This window comes from Clostridium polynesiense (assembly GCF_000820705.1).
Lineage (GTDB): Bacteria > Bacillota > Clostridia > Clostridiales > Clostridiaceae > Clostridium_AA > Clostridium_AA polynesiense.
Map to the genome: position 1 here is coordinate 171,686 of NZ_CCXI01000142.1, position 18,614 is coordinate 190,299.

26 protein-coding genes and 2 pseudogenes are annotated in these 18,614 nt (G+C 30.5%); 4 read left to right on the forward strand and 24 right to left on the reverse strand.

Features of this window, described 5'->3' with window-relative positions:
• Positions 1–38: 38 nt before the first annotated feature.
• Together TA89_RS15135 and TA89_RS15140 are read left to right on the forward strand one after the other, a co-directional pair.
• Positions 39–869 (forward strand): ABC transporter permease, encoded by an 831-nt coding sequence (locus TA89_RS15135; protein ID WP_187119316.1) that lies wholly within the window; start codon positions 39–41, stop codon positions 867–869.
• Positions 869–1,552 (forward strand): ABC transporter ATP-binding protein, encoded by a 684-nt coding sequence (locus TA89_RS15140; protein WP_040214600.1) that lies wholly within the window; start codon positions 869–871, stop codon positions 1,550–1,552. Before TA89_RS15135 ends, TA89_RS15140 begins: the two co-directional genes overlap by 1 nt.
• A 109-nt stretch (positions 1,553–1,661) precedes the next feature.
• Here TA89_RS15140 and TA89_RS15145 read toward each other — a convergent pair whose 3' ends face one another.
• From TA89_RS15145 to TA89_RS15160, 4 genes are all read right to left on the reverse strand, one after another.
• Positions 1,662–3,452: an FAD-dependent oxidoreductase gene (locus TA89_RS15145; protein WP_040214601.1), complete on the reverse strand. Its 1,791-nt coding sequence runs from the start codon at positions 3,450–3,452 to the stop codon at positions 1,662–1,664.
• A gap of 712 nt (positions 3,453–4,164) precedes the next feature.
• Complete coding sequence (locus TA89_RS15150; RefSeq protein WP_147590152.1) at positions 4,165–4,557, reverse strand: DUF4111 domain-containing protein; 393 nt, start codon at positions 4,555–4,557, stop codon at positions 4,165–4,167.
• A complete protein-coding gene (locus TA89_RS18390; RefSeq protein ID WP_040214602.1) occupies positions 4,521–4,736 on the reverse strand; it encodes a nucleotidyltransferase domain-containing protein in 216 nt (71 codons plus the stop codon). Before TA89_RS18390 ends, TA89_RS15150 begins: the two co-directional genes overlap by 37 nt.
• Before the next feature lie 50 nt (positions 4,737–4,786).
• Positions 4,787–5,119 (reverse strand): DUF5655 domain-containing protein, encoded by a 333-nt coding sequence (locus TA89_RS15160; RefSeq protein ID WP_040214603.1) that lies wholly within the window; start codon positions 5,117–5,119, stop codon positions 4,787–4,789.
• 194 nt (positions 5,120–5,313) lie between these two features.
• Between TA89_RS15160 and TA89_RS15165 the strand changes: the two genes are divergently transcribed.
• Both TA89_RS15165 and TA89_RS15170 read left to right on the forward strand, forming a co-directional pair.
• The gene (locus tag TA89_RS15165) at positions 5,314–5,592 is read left to right on the forward strand and encodes a barstar family protein (protein WP_052447547.1); all 279 of its coding nucleotides are present in this window, start codon (positions 5,314–5,316) and stop codon (positions 5,590–5,592) included.
• Positions 5,593–5,704: 112 nt separating this feature from the next.
• A complete protein-coding gene (locus TA89_RS15170; RefSeq protein ID WP_040214604.1) occupies positions 5,705–6,181 on the forward strand; it encodes a ribonuclease in 477 nt (158 codons plus the stop codon).
• Positions 6,182–6,303: 122 nt separating this feature from the next.
• Here the strand turns inward: TA89_RS15170 and uvsE are convergent, their stop codons facing one another.
• The 20 genes and pseudogenes from uvsE to TA89_RS15255 all read right to left on the reverse strand — a co-directional run bounded on the left by uvsE (position 6,304) and on the right by TA89_RS15255 (position 18,452).
• A complete protein-coding gene (gene uvsE / locus TA89_RS15175; RefSeq protein ID WP_040214606.1) occupies positions 6,304–7,551 on the reverse strand; it encodes a UV DNA damage repair endonuclease UvsE in 1,248 nt (415 codons plus the stop codon).
• 200 nt (positions 7,552–7,751) lie between these two features.
• The gene (locus TA89_RS15180; protein WP_040214607.1) at positions 7,752–8,669 is read right to left on the reverse strand and encodes a carbon-nitrogen hydrolase family protein; all 918 of its coding nucleotides are present in this window, start codon (positions 8,667–8,669) and stop codon (positions 7,752–7,754) included.
• A gap of 198 nt (positions 8,670–8,867) precedes the next feature.
• Positions 8,868–9,221, reverse strand: coding sequence for a DUF2200 domain-containing protein (locus TA89_RS15185; RefSeq protein ID WP_040214608.1), 354 nt, complete (start codon positions 9,219–9,221; stop codon positions 8,868–8,870).
• An 87-nt stretch (positions 9,222–9,308) separates the two neighbouring features.
• Entirely contained in the window at positions 9,309–9,926 is a 618-nt protein-coding gene (locus tag TA89_RS15190; RefSeq protein WP_040214609.1) for an alpha/beta fold hydrolase, read from the reverse strand.
• A 384-nt stretch (positions 9,927–10,310) separates the two neighbouring features.
• Positions 10,311–10,526: pseudogene (locus TA89_RS15195) on the reverse strand (transposase); the annotation flags it as partial.
• A gap of 201 nt (positions 10,527–10,727) precedes the next feature.
• Positions 10,728–11,177, reverse strand: coding sequence for a YrhA family protein (locus tag TA89_RS15200; protein WP_040214611.1), 450 nt, complete (start codon positions 11,175–11,177; stop codon positions 10,728–10,730).
• Positions 11,178–11,194: 17 nt separating this feature from the next.
• Positions 11,195–11,755, reverse strand: coding sequence for an HNH endonuclease signature motif containing protein (locus TA89_RS15205; protein WP_052447549.1), 561 nt, complete (start codon positions 11,753–11,755; stop codon positions 11,195–11,197).
• A gap of 381 nt (positions 11,756–12,136) precedes the next feature.
• Complete coding sequence (locus TA89_RS18940; protein WP_278246256.1) at positions 12,137–12,259, reverse strand: hypothetical protein; 123 nt, start codon at positions 12,257–12,259, stop codon at positions 12,137–12,139.
• A gap of 212 nt (positions 12,260–12,471) precedes the next feature.
• Entirely contained in the window at positions 12,472–12,936 is a 465-nt protein-coding gene (locus TA89_RS15210; protein ID WP_040214612.1) for a hypothetical protein, read from the reverse strand.
• Between the two features lie 9 nt (positions 12,937–12,945).
• Positions 12,946–13,704, reverse strand: coding sequence for a DNA/RNA non-specific endonuclease (locus TA89_RS15215; RefSeq protein ID WP_197073461.1), 759 nt, complete (start codon positions 13,702–13,704; stop codon positions 12,946–12,948).
• Positions 13,705–14,036: 332 nt separating this feature from the next.
• The gene (locus TA89_RS15220) at positions 14,037–14,303 is read right to left on the reverse strand and encodes a DUF7957 family protein (RefSeq protein WP_040214613.1); all 267 of its coding nucleotides are present in this window, start codon (positions 14,301–14,303) and stop codon (positions 14,037–14,039) included.
• 153 nt (positions 14,304–14,456) lie between these two features.
• A complete protein-coding gene (locus TA89_RS15225; RefSeq protein ID WP_052447550.1) occupies positions 14,457–14,834 on the reverse strand; it encodes an immunity protein YezG family protein in 378 nt (125 codons plus the stop codon).
• Position 14,835: 1 nt separating this feature from the next.
• Positions 14,836–14,973, reverse strand: a complete 138-nt coding sequence (locus TA89_RS18395; RefSeq protein WP_156120046.1) for a hypothetical protein — start codon at positions 14,971–14,973, stop codon at positions 14,836–14,838.
• A 100-nt stretch (positions 14,974–15,073) separates the two neighbouring features.
• Complete coding sequence (locus tag TA89_RS15230; RefSeq protein WP_052447551.1) at positions 15,074–15,262, reverse strand: hypothetical protein; 189 nt, start codon at positions 15,260–15,262, stop codon at positions 15,074–15,076.
• Positions 15,262–15,366 (reverse strand): glycohydrolase toxin TNT-related protein, encoded by a 105-nt coding sequence (locus TA89_RS19325; protein WP_147590155.1) that lies wholly within the window; start codon positions 15,364–15,366, stop codon positions 15,262–15,264. Before TA89_RS19325 ends, TA89_RS15230 begins: the two co-directional genes overlap by 1 nt.
• Before the next feature lie 523 nt (positions 15,367–15,889).
• Positions 15,890–16,336 carry an SMI1/KNR4 family protein gene (locus tag TA89_RS15235; protein ID WP_040214614.1) on the reverse strand — a complete coding sequence of 149 codons (447 nt, stop codon included), beginning with the start codon at positions 16,334–16,336 and terminating at the stop codon, positions 15,890–15,892.
• A 281-nt stretch (positions 16,337–16,617) separates the two neighbouring features.
• Positions 16,618–16,824, reverse strand: coding sequence for a hypothetical protein (locus tag TA89_RS15240; protein ID WP_242850166.1), 207 nt, complete (start codon positions 16,822–16,824; stop codon positions 16,618–16,620).
• 189 nt (positions 16,825–17,013) lie between these two features.
• Positions 17,014–17,241 (reverse strand): Imm74 family immunity protein, encoded by a 228-nt coding sequence (locus tag TA89_RS15245; protein WP_040214615.1) that lies wholly within the window; start codon positions 17,239–17,241, stop codon positions 17,014–17,016.
• 153 nt (positions 17,242–17,394) lie between these two features.
• The gene (locus TA89_RS15250) at positions 17,395–17,835 is read right to left on the reverse strand and encodes an SMI1/KNR4 family protein (protein ID WP_040214616.1); all 441 of its coding nucleotides are present in this window, start codon (positions 17,833–17,835) and stop codon (positions 17,395–17,397) included.
• A 200-nt stretch (positions 17,836–18,035) separates the two neighbouring features.
• Positions 18,036–18,452 (reverse strand): annotated as a pseudogene (locus tag TA89_RS15255) (immunity 70 family protein).
• Positions 18,453–18,614: the final 162 nt, after the last annotated feature.

Consider the following 18,614-nt stretch of genomic DNA (forward strand, 5'->3'; position numbering starts at 1 on the left):
TCGAAATATATAGAGTAGATTATTCTATTTATAAATTAATGAATGTAAAGATACAAGAGGGAAGAGGATTAAATAACGATGATTTTAGTTATGACTCTAATATTCCAATACCTATGATAGTAAGTAGCATTTATAAAGGAATTATTAATATAGATGATATATTAAGAAGCAGGCTAGATAATAAGGATTATAAAGTTGTAGGTTTCTTCAATGAAAATCTATATTGGCTTGATAAGAATAATCCGATTTTAAACAAACTAGTTCCTCTTAATGATAAGATTATAACTCCATACATTATTGATACCTCCTCCGGATTAGATACTGTGATAAAGTCTCAGGCATACTATGTTATTAATAATGATAAAATGTCTGGTTCTCATTTAAAAAATGAAATTAATGGTTTAGGAAAACAATTTAATTTAAATATAGAGGCTAAAAGTCTAGATGATCAGCTATCAGATGTAACAAATAAAAACAAAGAATCCATATTTTTCGGACTTCTCATATCGATTTTTATTGTTATAATTTCATGTTTTAGCCTAACAATAATAATGTATTATTCAGTTAATATAAGAAAAAGAGAGCTGGGAATAAGGATTATGTGCGGAGGCAGTATAAAGTATATAAAATCATTAATAATTGGTGAGATCCTACTACTAATGTCATTTTCACTTTTAATTTCATTTCTAATTCTCACTATATTCAAAAAAACTGTTTCAGTATCATCTAATGTAATTAATTTCTTCGATATAAAAACCATAATATTAATTTTTATATTTATTATATTATTTACAATCATTTCTTCCTTACTACCATTGTTTAAAATCAGTAAATTAAGTCCCAAGGAATTAATAGGAGGAGTAGATTAATGTCTATGATTCAGTTAGAAAACATATCAAAAATTTACGGTAAAAACAGTTTTAGCACTATTGCCCTTCAGGATGTAACACTTAATATAGAAAAGGGTGAGTATGTAGCAATTATGGGGCCTTCCGGTTCAGGTAAATCAACTTTGCTTAATATAATAGGCTGTATGGATACTCAAACAGCAGGAAAGTACAAGCTTAATGATAAAGATGTAAGTCTGTTAAATAATAAGGAATTGAGTTTAGTTCGTAATACTACTATAAGCTTTATTTTTCAGCATTTTGCTCTAATGAAGGATTATTCTATATATGACAATGTAGAACTGCCTTTAAGCTTTAAAAAGATTTCAAAGAAAAATAAAAAAGCAATCGTAATGAACTGCTTAAAGTCACTGAATATAGAGGATCAAGCCAATAAAAAGCCTGGTCAATTATCTGGCGGTCAACAGCAGCGTGCAGCTATTGCTAGAGCACTAAGTACTGAGTCCCATATAATTTTAGCCGATGAACCTACAGGTTCGTTAGACCAGAAAACCGGCAAAGATATTATGGACATACTTACATCCTTGAATAGAGGTGGAAAGACAATTATAATAATCACCCATGACCCCCAAATAGCAGCTTATTGCAAAAGAATTATTACCATAAACGATGGAACAATAGTAAAGGATGAGTTAAATACATAAAGATAATTAGAAAATTCCTGTGAACAAATCTTCTAAGGAAAAAAGAGCGGCATTTATGCCGCTCTTTTTGTTTTATTAATTATGTTTCTGATTCTTATTCAATTACTCTTTATTTTACACTCTTAGCAGCATGCTCTCCGGCAATTCTTCCGCTGGTCAAAGCAAATTGAACAGAGCTGCCTGTCATATATACCTGATTATAAAGGATTTTATTTGCATTTTCCCCTACTGCATAAAGATTATTTATTACAGAGCCGTCTGCTTTAATAACTTGGTAGGAATCGTTGGTCTTTACTCCTGCAAAGGTTCCCATAGTTTTAGGATAAAGCTTAATTGCATAATAAGGAGCCTTTTCTACAGCCACTAAATTTTCCTTGCTCTTACCCATAGGATCCTTGCCTGTTTTTACTCCATCATTAAAATCTTTCATGCTCTTACCAAAGGTTTCTGCCGGAACTTCCATAGCCTTACCTAAAGCCTCAATGGTATCAGCTTTAACTACCTCTCCTGAGGACATCTGCTCCTCCAGAGACTTGATTAGATCTCCATTCTTTTCAGAAGAATCTATTATAACCCAGGTTTTATCCTGCTCTAAAAGCTTATTAGTTGATATGGCATAATGAAGCTCTTCGCTGGTAAACCTTTCTCCCTTACCATTAACATAAACCTTAGTCCAGTCCATCATTAAGGAGCCTGTTCCTTTTAACTTGCTTGCTACTCCAAGTCCTATTACCCAAGGATCCTCATAGAGGGTTCCCCCTACCTTCTCTGCCATAATAATACCATCACCGGTACTACCTGCTGCAGCTGCACTAAGCTCAGAGGTACCTGCTGCTTTTGGAATGTATTTTTTTAGAAGCTCTTCATTTTTAGCATAGCCCCCAGCAGCTAGTATAACTTTTTTTGCATTTATTTTTATCTTACCATTCTTTCCTTCTGCTACAACACCAGTAACATTGCCATCTTTATCTATTATAAGCTCTTTGGCTGGAGTTTCTGTTAATATCTCTACACCTTTACCAGTAGCATAGCCTTCTAAATTTTTGGCTATAGTAGTACCACCCTTAGTGCTTTTATCACTTACAGGAAAGTGAAGTCTTTTTGTAGGATCTAAACCAAAGCCTATAACATCAACATATTTGTGACCAACAGAATCTACAAGCCATTCTGTTGTTTTAACTGCTTCATCCATAAATTTCTCTACGAAAGTATAATCGGGATACTTACTTCCAGGATTGCTGGTAGCCTGTCTCTCTTTCCAAAGTTTTAACCAAGCTTCCTTGCTGTCTTTTATTCCCTTTTCCTTCTGGAATTTTGTACCTGTAGCACCTATTGCACCACCGGATAAGGCTGTGGAACCACCTATAGTTGCTTGTTTCTCAAGAACTACAACTTTGGCACCATTTTCACTAGCAGAAGCAGCTGCAGAAAGTCCAGAGCCTCCTGCTCCTATAATTACTATATCTGTAGTTATTTCTGTATCAGTCTTTGAATTATCCTTTGAGGCAGTTTTAGCTTTTAATGAAGCTACATCTCCACCGGCTTGCTTAACACAATCCTCTATAGCAGCCAGGATTGCCTTAGAACTTACTGTAGCTCCTGATACTGTATCTACTGCTAGTGTTTGTCCACCAACAACTTCCTTAGCTATACGCTCTAGAGCAACATCTCCAAGACCTGTGGTCTCCGAATGTTCTAAAGTTTTAACCTCTAGAATAGACCCCTTATCAAACTTTGCCTCTATTACTACATCACCATTAATCCCTTTGGCTGTTGCTTTATAAGTTCCAGCCTTGTAAGAACCATCAGCTTTGGATCCTATGGAAGAACATGCTCCCAAAGTTAAAAGTATAAATAAACTCATTAATGTAAATAAAATTTTCCTTGATAGTTTTTTCAATTTTCCCCCTCCTTAAATTTTCCCAAGATAAATCCTTATGTGATAAAAATTACTTTAATAGTTAGTTAAATAACTATCAATATATCTTAATTTTAATTTCTTGTCCCAGCCCTATGTCAATATAGCTTTTTTAACTATTTATCATGATAAATATATAAAACCTTGGGTTGACCCAAGGTTTTATTACATCTATAATCTATTTTCTTTTAATACTCTGAGCATTTCTGCTAAGGGAGCTTTAAGATTACCTGCATCCGCTTTGCAAATAGCTTCTTTATAGTGTTTGAACTGCTGTGGTTAAAACCCAGACAGCTCCCTCTGATAGAGGTGGCAGATCTTACTTTCCTGTATATAATTCTGAATCTTAATTATATTATTTTTTCTAAGTTATTGTTTTACATAAATTCCCTCTAAGTACCCAACTGGATTGCTCTCCGTGCCTTCAACATAGTCTTTTTTTATCCACACTGTGAAACCCCTGCTGGAGTATTATCCATATAAGCTATAAGTACCTATGATTCATTGGATATAATAGATTACTGTAATTCCCATTGTAAATCATTTATACCTGAACTACTCCACATCTTATGAAATAATTCTGCTACTGTGTAACTATCTTCAGTTTTAGCTTTGCAAATTTTAATCATCGTTTAACTCACGTATCCTTTTCTTATAAGGTACTTGATTAGTTCTCTCATATCCTTTTCAGTATTTATTCATAAAATATACTTTCAATCATATAATTACACAAATTTAGTAAAAGCTCTCTGTTAAAGCTTTCTTCTATTTCAGATTTGTAACATTTCAATGCTTCATAAAGTAATGCTGTATATTGCTTTGGAAGATTTTCTATCCCCCATGCTCCACCTTGTTCTTTCGATAAAACCAAGCCCTCCTTTTTATATGCAGATACTCGGCATAAATTCAAAATAGTATCAACAGGACTATCATCAATATCTTCTTTTGCATTCTTTATATCACCTTTAATGCTATCTAAGTAATACTTAGTAGGAACATCTCCAAATACTTCATCTACTGATTTTCCAACAATAGGATACCTAATGTTTTTTATAACCGTAAAATGTGCCGCCAAATCTTTATCCACTCTTCTTTTTCATCAATTGTAGGTAAATTATTTATAACTACTATAAAGTCCATATCACTTTTATTAGGATTAAAACATCCAAATGCAAGAGAACCATGTACATATATTCCAATTAAGTTATCTCCTAAAACTCTTTTATACTCATAGGCAATCTTATTAAGTATTTTCTTACAATTCATTCTCCTACTCCCCTATTACCAAGAAACATTAATGATATATAAATCGAAATTTATTCGAATAGTGTTTCTTTGAATATATGTTCTAATTTATCAGATGGAACATTTTGATTTATATATACCTGCAACATACCTTTGGCCGTAATCTTATAAGCATCTAATGCTCCTTTATACCGAAGCACTGCCAGTGCTTCAATATTAATATGGTCTTTAAATGGAATCAACCGCACAAAAGTATCTCCAACATAATAACTCGGTAATTTTGCCCACAGTTTTTCTTCAACTTCTTGCGAAATACTATCATAAATGATTGTTCTTAACTTAATATATAATTCTTTAATATCAGGTGAATATTTATCTATATATTCTTTCACACTTTCATTCATATAACATCGCCCCTAAATTCTTATTTATTATATTTATAACCTATATTACCTTATCAGTATCTAATATCAATAGTAACATTTTTTGTAAATACTGTATATTCTATGACATTTAATTAAGCATATTATAATTAAAGAATATAATATGCTAATGTAAAATATAGTATATTATCTATTCTTCTTTGGAGGTATTATTTATGATTACTATTTGTTTAAATGGTGAAGAATTCCATACTGTATCCGAGCTTCATAAGGTTTTAAAAACTAAATTCGCACTTCCTGATTATTATGGTGAAAACCTTGATGCTTTATGGGACTGTTTAACAACGGATATAACCCTTCCTATATCTTTGTGCTGGGTTAATTTTAATAAAAGCCGTGAATGTTTAGGTAATTACGCTGTGTCACTGTTAGACTTACTGATTGATGTTTCTAATTATCATGGAGATGCTTTTAAGTTTACTTATATCTATTAATTATATTAATATTTAGCTTTTAGAATATTTTTTTATTTTTAGCTGCAGTAAAGTTCTATTTAATAAATTCTTTTAATATTTATATTGTAGATATTTTATATTAAGGATGTGTATGATGAAAAAATTCAGTCAAAGGCTCATTCTTTTAATCTTCTCTTTACTACTATCTTTATCTCTTATCGGTATTAACTTACCGGTTAAGGCCCAGCCTGCGATTACTACAAATGTTGAATCAATAGCAGCTACTAATGTTATAATAAACGATTTTCAAGGTGTTGCTGACTATATTCACATCAATAATAGACTACCGGATAACTTTATAACCAAAGAAGAAGCCAGAAACCTAGGTTGGAGTCCTGGAGAAGACCTTTGGGATTATGCTCCAAATAAGAGCATAGGTGGAGACATCTTTAGAAATGCAGAAAAAAGACTGCCAGAGAAAAGCGGCAGGGTTTATCGTGAATGTGATATAAATTATAATGGTGGAGCCAGAGGTGCTGACAGAATAGTATATTCAAACGATGGACTTATATATGGAACCACTGACCATTATCAAACCTTTACCCTTTATTATAATGGTCCACAATAATACTTTTCACCAATTATAATGTACTTTTAAAATTTAAAGACTACTCCTTACGGGTAGTCTTTTCTTAATTTCACCATCTAATGGGAATTATTCTTAATAGCACTAACATTAATAATATATACTCAATAAATAAAATAATAGGAATTATTTATATATTCTACATTATATTTTTTGCATAGCCTTTGTAATAAGCTTTTTATCTTTATCTGATTTTCATCAGGATTTTTTAAAAGTTCCATAAAGCTCTCTTTTTCTTTTAGTGAAACTCTATACTTTACATAACCGTAGACATGCTGTGCTGCATTTGTAAAACTGCCTTCATCAAAAGGATTATTTAAGCATTCATCTATGTACATATATACTTCCTTCATTGGGGTCTCTGAATTTATTAAACTGCTGCATTTTTTATAATATGAATAGTTCTTTTCCATTACAGAGTATTTATACTTAGCCCACTGTTCCGTTCTTGTTGTTATTTCTAGATCTTCACTAAGAGCACATATACATTTTATAGCGGATATTTCCTTATCTTTAACTTCAAGCATAACATCAGCATCTATATTATTAATGCTATTTATATACCTTAAAAAGTTTTTAGTAATTATCGACTTGGAATGAGCTCCGCCTTTCTTCACTGTGTCTTGGTCCGAATAGTGAAGCTTTACCGATCCATCCTCAGCCTTCCATGTGCTTTTTACACCGCTTATAATCTCATCCCATTCCAATAAGCAGGAATTAAGCTTGTGATGAAGGTTATCAAATACAGCGGGTATTCCAAGCTCTCTGGAAATCCCCAAAACTTCCTCTATAGTATAACTCCTCTCGTCATTTTCAATAACCAGCCTCTTTTTTAGAGAATCTGACAGCTTTCTAAAATTAGATTTGAATGCTTCCATAGCAGAAAGCTTATCTCCATACACTCCACCAACATGAAGCACTATTTTGCTTTTATAATCTACTTCCATAGCATCCAAAAATCTGCAGTGATACTCTAAATCTGCTATACTCTTTTCAACTACCTCTTCCTTAGGAGAATTTAAAACAGTATATTGTCCTGGGTGCATTGATAATCTTATATCCTTCTCCTTACTGAAATTTCCGCACTCTAACAGCTCCTCCTTAAAAGTCCTCCACCATTCAATGTTATTAATAGGATGGCTTCCAAAAGGTATGATATCAGAACTTATTCGAAACATATGTATATCATTTTGGGAATTCCATTGGAGTATATTCATTAAATCCTTTATATTACTATCTACACACTGATTAAAGATATCCTCATTAAAATTCTTCAGCATAAAACTTCTTGAGGTTTTATAAGGTATAGAAATAGGGGTACATGCATATCCAATTCTATTTTTAACAGTCAATTACTCTCACCAGCTTTCATAATATATTGCAGAATCAATTTTAAAAGGTATTCCAAATAAAGTTAATTATAGCACAAGCCAATGATACGTATTAATATCATTGGCTTATTTTAAACATATTATTGGCTTTTTAAAACCATCTTACTTTTTCAATATTAAAATTAGACTATGTTAAAGAATAGTGTTGATATAATACTCTCTTAATTTATCCTATTTCTTTCCTTTATATTTTTCCTTATAAATGGTGCCTCCACCTTATCATCTAACAACTCCTTGTAAGCTCCAACCTTCCTGTATGCATTCCCCCAGGTTTCCCTGTTCCTATAATTTTTTATACTATCTAAATCAAATTCTGCTATCAATATATCTTCTTCAATATTCCCTGCCATAATGATTTTATTATCAATATAATTACCATCATCATCGAAAACTATTGGGCTGAATGCACATGAATTTCCCCATTTGTTATCCGGATAATTTGTCATTGCTATACCAACCATATTTTCAAAAGCTCTTGTGGATAATTGATTTATTCTTGCCGGATTCATATCACAAGCATTAGGTACAAGTATAATTTCTGCTCCCTTTAGCATTAAAACTCTGGCACTTTCAGGAAACTCCCTGTCATAGCATATCATCACTCCAAGCTTAACTCCACAGAAATCACATACCTTAAACTCTTTTCCGCTTTCAAGTAAGGCTTCTAATGAAAAATCACAAGTATGAACCTTTGAATACTTCATCAAAATATTCCCTGTTTTATCAATAACTAAAGCTGTATTTTGCGGTCCAGTACTCTCCTTTGAAAGATATGTTATAACAATGCCTATTTCTAGTGATTTAGCAATCCCCTTAAAGGATTTAACATAACTGCTCTCTTCATCAATAGCTTCATCAAGCCACTTTTGACGTTCATTTTCATAGTCTTCATTAAAGGGATTGTAAAATGCATCATCATAAGGAGGTTTATATCCATTTGACCACATTTCAGGAAAAAGAACTATGTCAGCACCAAGCTTTTTTGCTTCACTTATATATTTCAAACCTAATTCTAAATTCATATTAATATTATTTGCTTTTGCTTTATGTTGAATTAATCCAACCTTTAAGCTCTTCATTGAAGCAGCCCCTCTTTATTATATTTTTTACTTTTCTGATTAGATTTTACCATATAAATTTTACTGAATGCATTCTTCATCTCCTTTACTAAAACAATTTTTATAATATATCTTGATTAACCTCCAAAGTTTATGGAAGCAACAAAAAACACTGATTCCTTATATTTTACATATGAAATCAGTGTTTCTTTGTTTAAATTATTCTTTCCGCAAAATCTTATCCATGGCTTTTCCCTTTGCTAACTCATCAATGAGCTTATCTAAATAGCGGATTTCCTGCATTGTTGGTTCCTTGATGTCTTCCACTCGGACACCACAGACCACACCTTTAATTAAAGTGCGCAAAGGATTAAGCTTAGGAGCTTCTGCAAAGAAGGTCTCAAAATCTGTCTGTTTTTTAAGCTGAGCCTCTAATTCTTCCTGACTATATCCTGTCAGCCAACGGATGATTTCATCCACTTCTGTTTTACTACGTCCTTTTTTCTCCGCTTTTGCAACATAAAGGGGATAAACACTTGCAACACTCATTTTATATATATTATGTTTGGTCATAATACACCCTCTTTTATTTGATTTTCTTTATTATACCACTGTTAAACTTTAAGATTATAACAGATATGTCCGTTAAGTATATAATCTTTAAAAGTAAAACTTGTTAAGGATTTCTGCTAATTCTTTTGGAGCATCAACATTTACTTCATGTCTCGCATTTTTTATGAATTGTATTTCTGCTTTTGTTATGCTTTCAGCTAAATTTCTCGCAGCTTTTATATTTGCTCTGTCTTTTTCTCCGCAAATTACTAATACAGGGCAGGAAATATTCTTTAAACTTTTACTAAAATTTAAGCTGATCATTGAATTTGTCAATTTAATAAAATCATTCTTCCTTATTCCTATACTTTTAAAGGAGGTCTCTGGTATAAAGCGAAAAACAATATTTTGGAGTTTAAGTAATGCTTTTGGCATTTCATATTGTGCCGCTATCAATATTAATGATTTAACTTTTCCAGGATTATCTACAGCATAGTTTAATGCAAGGACAGAACCTAATGAAAGTCCACATAAATTTATTGGCTCTGGAATATTATCGCAATACTCGGAAAAACCATGATATAAATTTGCATATGTGATATCTCCCTCCTTAAAAAATGAGGATAACTCCGGACAGATAACATGATCTTGTTCAACCATGTAGGAGATTGTTTTATTCCAACTTGATGAATTTTGTCCAAGTCCATGAATTAATATATGCTGCATTATGTCATTACTCCCTTTCAATTTGATATTTATCTTCTACCTATAAGATTTTTCATAGCATATATTATAACATTTTTTATGGGGATATCCTGTTAAAATTATTTTGTTATATAAAATAACCTTGGGCGAAAGGAGTGATTTTTATGCAAAAGTTATATGAGGTGAATATTTAGAAGAGGCTTCTAAAACCGAGGATCGCTTACTGATGGACTGTGTTTATTCCTATATTAAGTCTAATGATGTTGAAAAAACATTAGTATTATGAAAATTATGAAAAACAAAAATATTAAATTAAATTATTTTATGTTTAAAGACTGGATTATTAATCTTCAAAGCGAGGGTGTTATTTTCCATCATAAACTTGTTCTAGCCAAGCCTTCCTTCCTACATGATTGACATCTCTCCATACACTTTCCCCCAGTTTCTTATTGGGAGGTTCCATTTTTTTGTAGCCTCAAAGATTGAAAGATACAGAGGCTTAAGAAGTGCTGTATCGCTTGGGAATACACTTCTCTGGCGATTGAGACGGCGGTATGTACTGTTTAATCTTTCAATGGCATTGGGGTACTTGTCTTCCCACTTGTCTCTAACAGCCTCCATCATTTTAATTACCTTGTCAGAGGAATAGGCTCAAAAATAAGCAATTAATATTTGATCCTTAATTTTTACCTATACCTTACTATCAACCTAATTGAATGCAAAAAAGCCAATGCTTCTTTCCTTAGAAACATTGACTCTTATCATTGTTATAATATTAATCTTTTTATGAAGTAAGTTATCTTTTAATTATGAACTTAAACACTACATTAATGCATCTACTAATAGCTTATTAAACATTCCATAAAAATTGTTAAATTTGTTGCTTTCTCTTCCCGATGGATTATCAAGTTCAATAAAATTCTTGTTCTTATATTCATAAACATACCAACTGATATTGCTTTCTCCTAGAAATAAATATTTCTTTTGCTCTTCATTCTCATGCCATATTTGATTTGAATCCACCAATCCATATATACTTTGATTAATTTCATTTTCTAATAAATACTCATCTACACCATATAAAATGAATCCATTAAATTCAATTCCATTTACCTTTGATATAATATCTAAATATTCTTTTGGTAATTCTACCCCTAATTTTTCTTTTACTTCTACTATTAGTTTATCAATTTCTTCTTTAGAAGCACCTAAATTTACTTCCTCATCATACATTATTTCATCTATTATTTTCTTCAAGTTATCTTCCCACATCCTATTTCACTCTCCTTTTAATGTTTCTTAGGATATATATTACCTTCTGGCATCGGCCAATTAACATTTCTTATTTCACCGACCTCTAGTTGTTTAGCAAAAGAATTTTGATAATTTGTTATTACTTTGTGAAAAGGATCATTTTTTATTAAAACTAAATTATCAAAGCTATTTGTCCCACTATCATCTAATGGTAATTTATGATGAACTTGCCATCCATCTGGTACTCTTCCATTCTGAAGTTTTAAGATATCTTTTTCTGAAAAACCTGATTCTTTTAAATACTCTACATCTTTAGATAAATATTCCAAAAAATTCTTTCTAACAGATGTATTAAAATCATTTCTCAAAATGTTTAATTCATCTGTATCTCTTTTTATATATGATATTTCCTTCACCTTAACTTCTTTTAATATAACATTCTCACCTCTTAATTTACCAGTAAAATCAGGTCGTTCTAACCTCTCTTTTAACTTCTCAGCCTCTTTCCCCAGATCCACATCATCCAAATCAACTCTTTTTGATGAGTTTAATTTTTCTAGGTTATTCTTGTAGTTCTTCTTTGAAGCATCGTACATTCCTTGGGATGCGGATAATTGAGCTGCTCCAACAAAAACTATAGGTACTGATACCGCAATTGCTGGACCTCCATATATTACACCTATACCAGTGAAACTTGCCAGTACTCCGGATCCTCCTATTGTTATACCTGATTCTAATGCCTTTAATCTAGCATTTCTAAATAATAATTATCATCTTCTTGAATTTTTATAAAAAACTCCTCTAACGAATTATCTATTTTAATATCATAATAAAAAATCTTTTAGTTCTTTTGGAACATTTAATTCTAGCTCCTTTTCCAATTCATTTATCTCTTCTCCCTTAACTGGATAAAATTTATTTTAATTATTATCTTTCAAAAAATCATACTTCACTACTTATTACCTCGCTTAAATAACTCATTGTTTTGCAGTTTCTTTAGTAGTTAACTTTGTATACTCCTTATTTCTTAATGCATTCTTTAATTCTTCAGCCTGACTTTTAGATAATTTTATTCCAGTTCTTGATTCAATATCTATCACTTTTTTATCACTGTAAAAATAATGAACTAGCATACTTAAATTTCAGCTAGTTCATAATGTACGTTTCTTACTTTATTATTACAATTATTCAGTAAATTATATTCTAAATGTCTATGACATTACCATAACCTATACTCTTCTAATATTATGAAATCAGTGAAAACATACTCTTACAGTTAATCTATAAATTTAAATATATGTTAATTTGATTGTTATTTACTATTTTCTAATTTTACAGCCTCAAACCATTCCATTGCAATGTCATCAGCCGTCTTAACGGGATCATTAGAGTAGACTATATCATATTTATATTCTGCCTTTAAACTATTTTTTTCTACATCGTATATTAGTTTTATTTCTGTAGGCATTTCTCTTTTATATTCATTACATAGCGACTTCATCTTTTTAATATCTTCAATTAAAATCTCCAATACTGCATCTTGTCTCTCTGGAGATGTATCATAAATATAATTATTGCATTTATTCATATCATTATTCAATTTATGCCTTTCTTTTATTTTTCCTTCAATACAATAGAAAAAATCACTTGAAATTATCCTCTCTTCGCAAGAACAATAGATATATATCTTTTCTGCTCTATCCTCAACATACTCTAAACATATAGGAACCATATCAGCTTGTAATTCACTAAAATAATCCTCAAACACCCTACTCATAGTTACCTCCTAATTTAAAATACTTTTTCTATATCGTTTTCCATCTATCTCATATCTTACATTGAATTCTGATGGTCGCAAACTATCTCCATCATATTTAATTTCAATATTCACCTTTACCTGTTTTCCTTCTTTAATAGCTGTAGCCCATTGATTTTCTATTTTCTTATATTGACTTAAGTTAACATTAGAGGATTGTGATACTAAATTATCTAACTCAGGTGAACCACCAAATCTATCACCAGCTAAATGTCCTTCATGATCTCCATCTAATTTTCCTGGTGTATCAGGATTATGTGGTAATCTATTTTCCCTTACTGTTAGTTTTAAATTATCTGTCTCAAACTTACTTATCCTTCCCAATTCATCAGTTTCATATAAATAATCATATTCTCCTGCTTTATACTTAATATTAGAGATCAGTTTGCCTTCTTCATTAAATTGTCTAACTTCTAATTCAGCCTTACTAGCCCCATCTTTTAACTTCTCAGCCTCTTTCCCCAGATCTACATCATCCAAATCAACTCTTTTTGATGAGTTGAATTTTTCTAGGTTATTCTTGTAGTTCTTCTTTGAAGCATAGTATATTCCTAGAGATACAGATGCTTCAGCTGCTCCAACAGCAACTATAGGTACTGATACCGCAATTTCTATAGATCCCAAAATTACACCTATACCTGTGGAAGTTGTTGCTGCTCCTGCTGCACCTATGGTTATACCTGATGCTAATTTCACTATTCCTTTTAGTACTCCTGCAATTCCAATCACTATACAGGTAGCATCACCTGTTGCTCTACCTCTATAATACCATTTTTCATCTGTAACAAGTGGCGAAATATACTTTTCCTCAAAGCGATCAAGAAATGAGTTATAGTTCCTTTAATAATGAGCTTATATCATAAGTTAACTACTAAAAAATGAACCAGCCTACTCAATATCAGCTAGTTCATTTGGTCTTCATCTCAATGCTTTATTAAAGTATGTATTACTTTAATTAGTATAAAATTATGAATCTACTTAATTATATCTTTTTTAATTATTTCTCCATTAATAGTATTTATAAAATATCTTCAACCATAAAAATCTGTTGCTGTTAATTCTTAATTATTAAGGAACATATTCTCGTATGGTAAATTTTCACCATTAAGATTTATTAAATTTAGGCTTTCTACTCTCCATTTTATTTTACCATCTAAAGAGACTGAATATATATTATCTATTTCATGATCATTAAATGGTATTGATAATAATACAATAACTTGATTATTGACTACCTTAGTATCTCTAATATCATATTTAAACTTAATAGTTTTGTTATCGATGTTTAATTCTTTTCCATTTATCTTAATTATATTTTTTATTTTCACTTCCCCTATTATTTTTACGGAGTGACTCTATTCAGTATTTTGCATTAAGTATTATAGACTTTTACCTTGTTCCTCTAAATACTCCTCTAATAATTCTTTTTCATATTCATCTTTAGGTATTATACCTAATTCATTATATGCCCATCTAATTCTTTATTCTAACTGTCCAATCTGAGAGTTTCTTTTATATTCATATTTAATTTTAAATTTCCAATTACTATCTAAATAAAATGTGAATGAATACCATTTATCCTGTTCATTATCTTTAAATTCTAACCACAATCTTTTATTTATGGATATTAATTCTCTCCAGAGTTGTTTATATATTTCTTGGGAGACATTATATTTTCTCGGCATACTGTTACTATAATAATACTCTTTACCATTTTTTTCTTTATAATAAAAACTCGCTGAACTTACATCTCCAGTTTCTTCAGCATATAATATTATATTATCCCACTCAACAGTTATCATTTCATCTAGCTTCTCTGCAATTTCACCATAATATTTGCTTAATTTCTTGTCTTCCATTTTAGTCTCCTCGCTTTAATGTAGCATCCATTGGTTCTAGATTATCTAAATAACCTCCCCCTTGAAAATAAAGGGACGCAGTTGGAATTTCTAAGAAATTCGTGATTTTAGCAGTTCTATTGGTTGTTTCAAGTAACATTTACAAATAAGCAATCAATGCATTGTAAACATCCAAACAGGGGCAATCATAATAACTATAAGATTTTAAAATTCCTTTTAATCCGAGTAAAGAAATAATCTCACGCTTCTTTTTCCGCCGTAAAGATCTTTAAGGCAGCTTTATTTCCACGTTCGCTATAGTATACTTCCCACCTTCCATTCTCATTTGAAATGCAGAACACCTCATTTTGCAATCCACCTTTGAGGGAATATGCATCCTTTGGAATACTTATTTCTTTAAGTTTAACTTCTAACTCTGACAAATTCATCAGTCAAATTCCTCCTTTATATAGCCTTCATCTAATAATTCTTGTATTGTCTTATTCATTTTGTATTGAATTCCTCCGCCAATTTCATCAAACCAAGACGGAATTTATCCCAATCAATTTTGCCGCTTGCCTGTAAGAATGTCTTGTCTGTAACGACTACATTCATCAACTTTAAACTCGCTTTGCTTACCTTATTAAGGCAGAGTCTGTCTTATTATTTATTAGCGACAGAGTTAACCCCATCCAATATATACCATAATTTTATCATGCAATTCGCTCTGATTCCATATCTGGTAAAATGTATCAAGTCTTATTCTTTATCATTCCATAGAACGTAGTATCTTTGAAAAATATCATTAAATTTTTTATTTCTTTACACGGAAAAAGAGCCAATGCTTCTTCATTAGAAACATTGACTCTTATCACGGTTATAATATATATTTAGCTTTTCTTTTAATTACAGCTCACTGCATTATTGAAATTATGCATTGCAGAGATTATATTATTTAAATAAACTTTTTTCATCAACCTTCCAATAATTCTACCACATAGTCTTTACTGTAATTATTAAATATTAGCAATTATTTAATTATTGCAACAAGAATATTTATTTTAGCTTTTAAGCGTTTATTCTTGCGATTCATGTAACATTAAGAGCAGCTCTGTAAATGAGTCACATAAATAGCTTGTAGCTGATTCCTTATTATTAAATGCTTTTTCATGTTCCCAAAATACTATTCTTGGTTGGTTATTAGTTCTGTAATCAAAACATATCAAATTTCCAAATGGGTCTTCCGCAAATGGAATTACTTTTTCAACCAATCTATCTTTTACATCATTATAGGTATCTATCATATTACTACTATCTTCTTCATCAAAGCTCAAAAGATTGTTAAATACTTCCTCACTACCATTCAAATTAAATCTATTTGGCTTCGGGTATCCACCATCATTTTTCATTATAATTTCAACGTAATCCTTCGGGAATTTCACTCCAAAAGTATTCTCTACATTTGAGATAGTTGACATTTCAATATCATCATTTTCACATATCCATCTTATATTATTGCTCATTTTTACCCCCCTTATTTGTTTTCTGATCCCCCTATGTTAATGCCTTCATCTGTATCTATTTCTGGATGTGCTATATTTTGATTTTTTATATATCAGCTTTACTTATCTTCTTTTAGTTACAGCTTACTGTATTATTAGATTTATCCAGTGTTAAATTTTCTTAGTGTTATTGATTTTCATAAACTATATTGGGTAAATTTATTATGAATTGATTTTATACTATACTTTTTAGTATTAACTCTATATTTCCCTTAAAACTTTATCAGCTCTTAACCTTTTTATTAAATTTTCCCATGCTTCCTCTTCATTGATAAATGTTTTTTTGAACCTGTAATTACGCTAGCTCTTTCATCTGTTGCATAAACAATCCATTTATCATTCTCATGCTTCAACACAACTTCATTTTCTCTATTATATCTATCTTCATTAAGATTATAACCTTGTAATTTCTCCTCATTTATAATTCTTATTGCCTCGTTTACATTCATGGTTATCCTCCTATTTAAGTTCCTTCAGCAGATTTACTCAAATTAATTGAGCCATTAAGGTTCACTACTGGAGTATTCTCAGCTCTTACAATTATTTTATCACTGTAAAAAACAATAAACTAGCCTACTTATTTTTCAGCTAGTTCATTTAGTGCTTCTCTTTCTACATTATTTAGATTATACAATTAGTTATTCGAAGGTTATTACTAAATGAGAATTTTTTGTTTCATTGGTGACTCTATCTATAATTTCTTGCTTTAATTTATCATCAATTACATCATCATCATGTGGTGACTCCCAATTTTTCATTGTATCTTTAAAAGCAACAAATCCTCCTATTATCTTTTCTCCTTCAATTTTAACTACCTTTTCATCAATCTCAACCTTGATATATGACATTGTTCCTGTTATCTTCATAATACATCACCTTTCAAATATTATCCTCTTAATTCTCGTTTCAGGAACTATAGTTATTATTTTATTTGCATATCAATCTAGTGGCTTCAACATTTCAAATTACTTTTCAACTTTTATGCAGTCAATCTATTCTTTACTATGCACTAAGTTTATTTAATCAAGAATTTCTAAATAATAATTATCATCTTCTTGAATCCTCATAAAAAACTCATCTAACGAATTCTCTATTTTAATATCATAATAAAAAATATTATTTATACTATTATCTGTTAACCCTATTGATATTAATGCTGATTCTCTACCCTCAAAAAATATTAACTTACCTTCTTCATATTCATCATATATCTCAATATCAGTATAAAATTCAAAATCACCTTTTCTTAATCTAAAATCTCTAATTGAATCTGTGTCCATAATACGATTTACATTACCTTCTAACCCATTAATAAATCCATACCCAATCTCTAATAAAAAATCTTTTAGTTCTTTTGGAACATTTAATTCTAGCTCCTTTTCCAATTCATTTATCTCTTCTACCTTAACTGGATAAAATTTATTTTGATTATTATCTTTCAAAAAATCATACTTGACCACTTATTACCTCCCTTAAATAACTCATTTGCTAGAGAACCATCTCCATGTATTCTTGATTAATGTTCATTTGGTAACCTGGCTGGATGTATATTTAGTGTATTCCTTATTCCTTAATGGATTCTTTAATTCTTCAACTTGATTTTAGATGATTTTATTCTAGTTCGTGATTGATAATTCTTAACATATTTTATAATAATAAATTAAATATTTATTATTTCAATATCTGTTTTTTCACATATAGAATCATTTAATGCCATTAGCATACCTTCAATTAAGTCTCTGCCATCACTCCTTATGAAGTATGTAGATAGATCTGTGATTTCACCACTTATATAATCTTCCCAAGGAGGTTGTTTTGAAATATCTTCAATATCCCAAACTACTTATGACGGTTTAAAATTTTTTAATTCATTTCTAATAACTATTAATTCTTTTATTGCCTTATCTGCATTCTTCCAAGATAGTTTTCCTTGATATAATTCATTCATCAAATAATTATATTTGCTTCCCCATTTATTAGACTCTAAATTATAACTAATAGTAGAACAAAATCCATGTAAACAATCTGCTGTTCCTACTTGATACCATAAAAAATAAATTCTAAATCTAATAGCCATTTTATCCCATCTTAAAATTATCTACTTCTTCATTCTGGCAAACCCTCAACTCCAGCATTAAGCCTATGATTAAATCAGTTATTTAATCACACACCATTTTTAGTGTTACGCAGCTAGTATTTTAACATTAATTCTCATTAATCTTTAAGCTTATTTTATCAT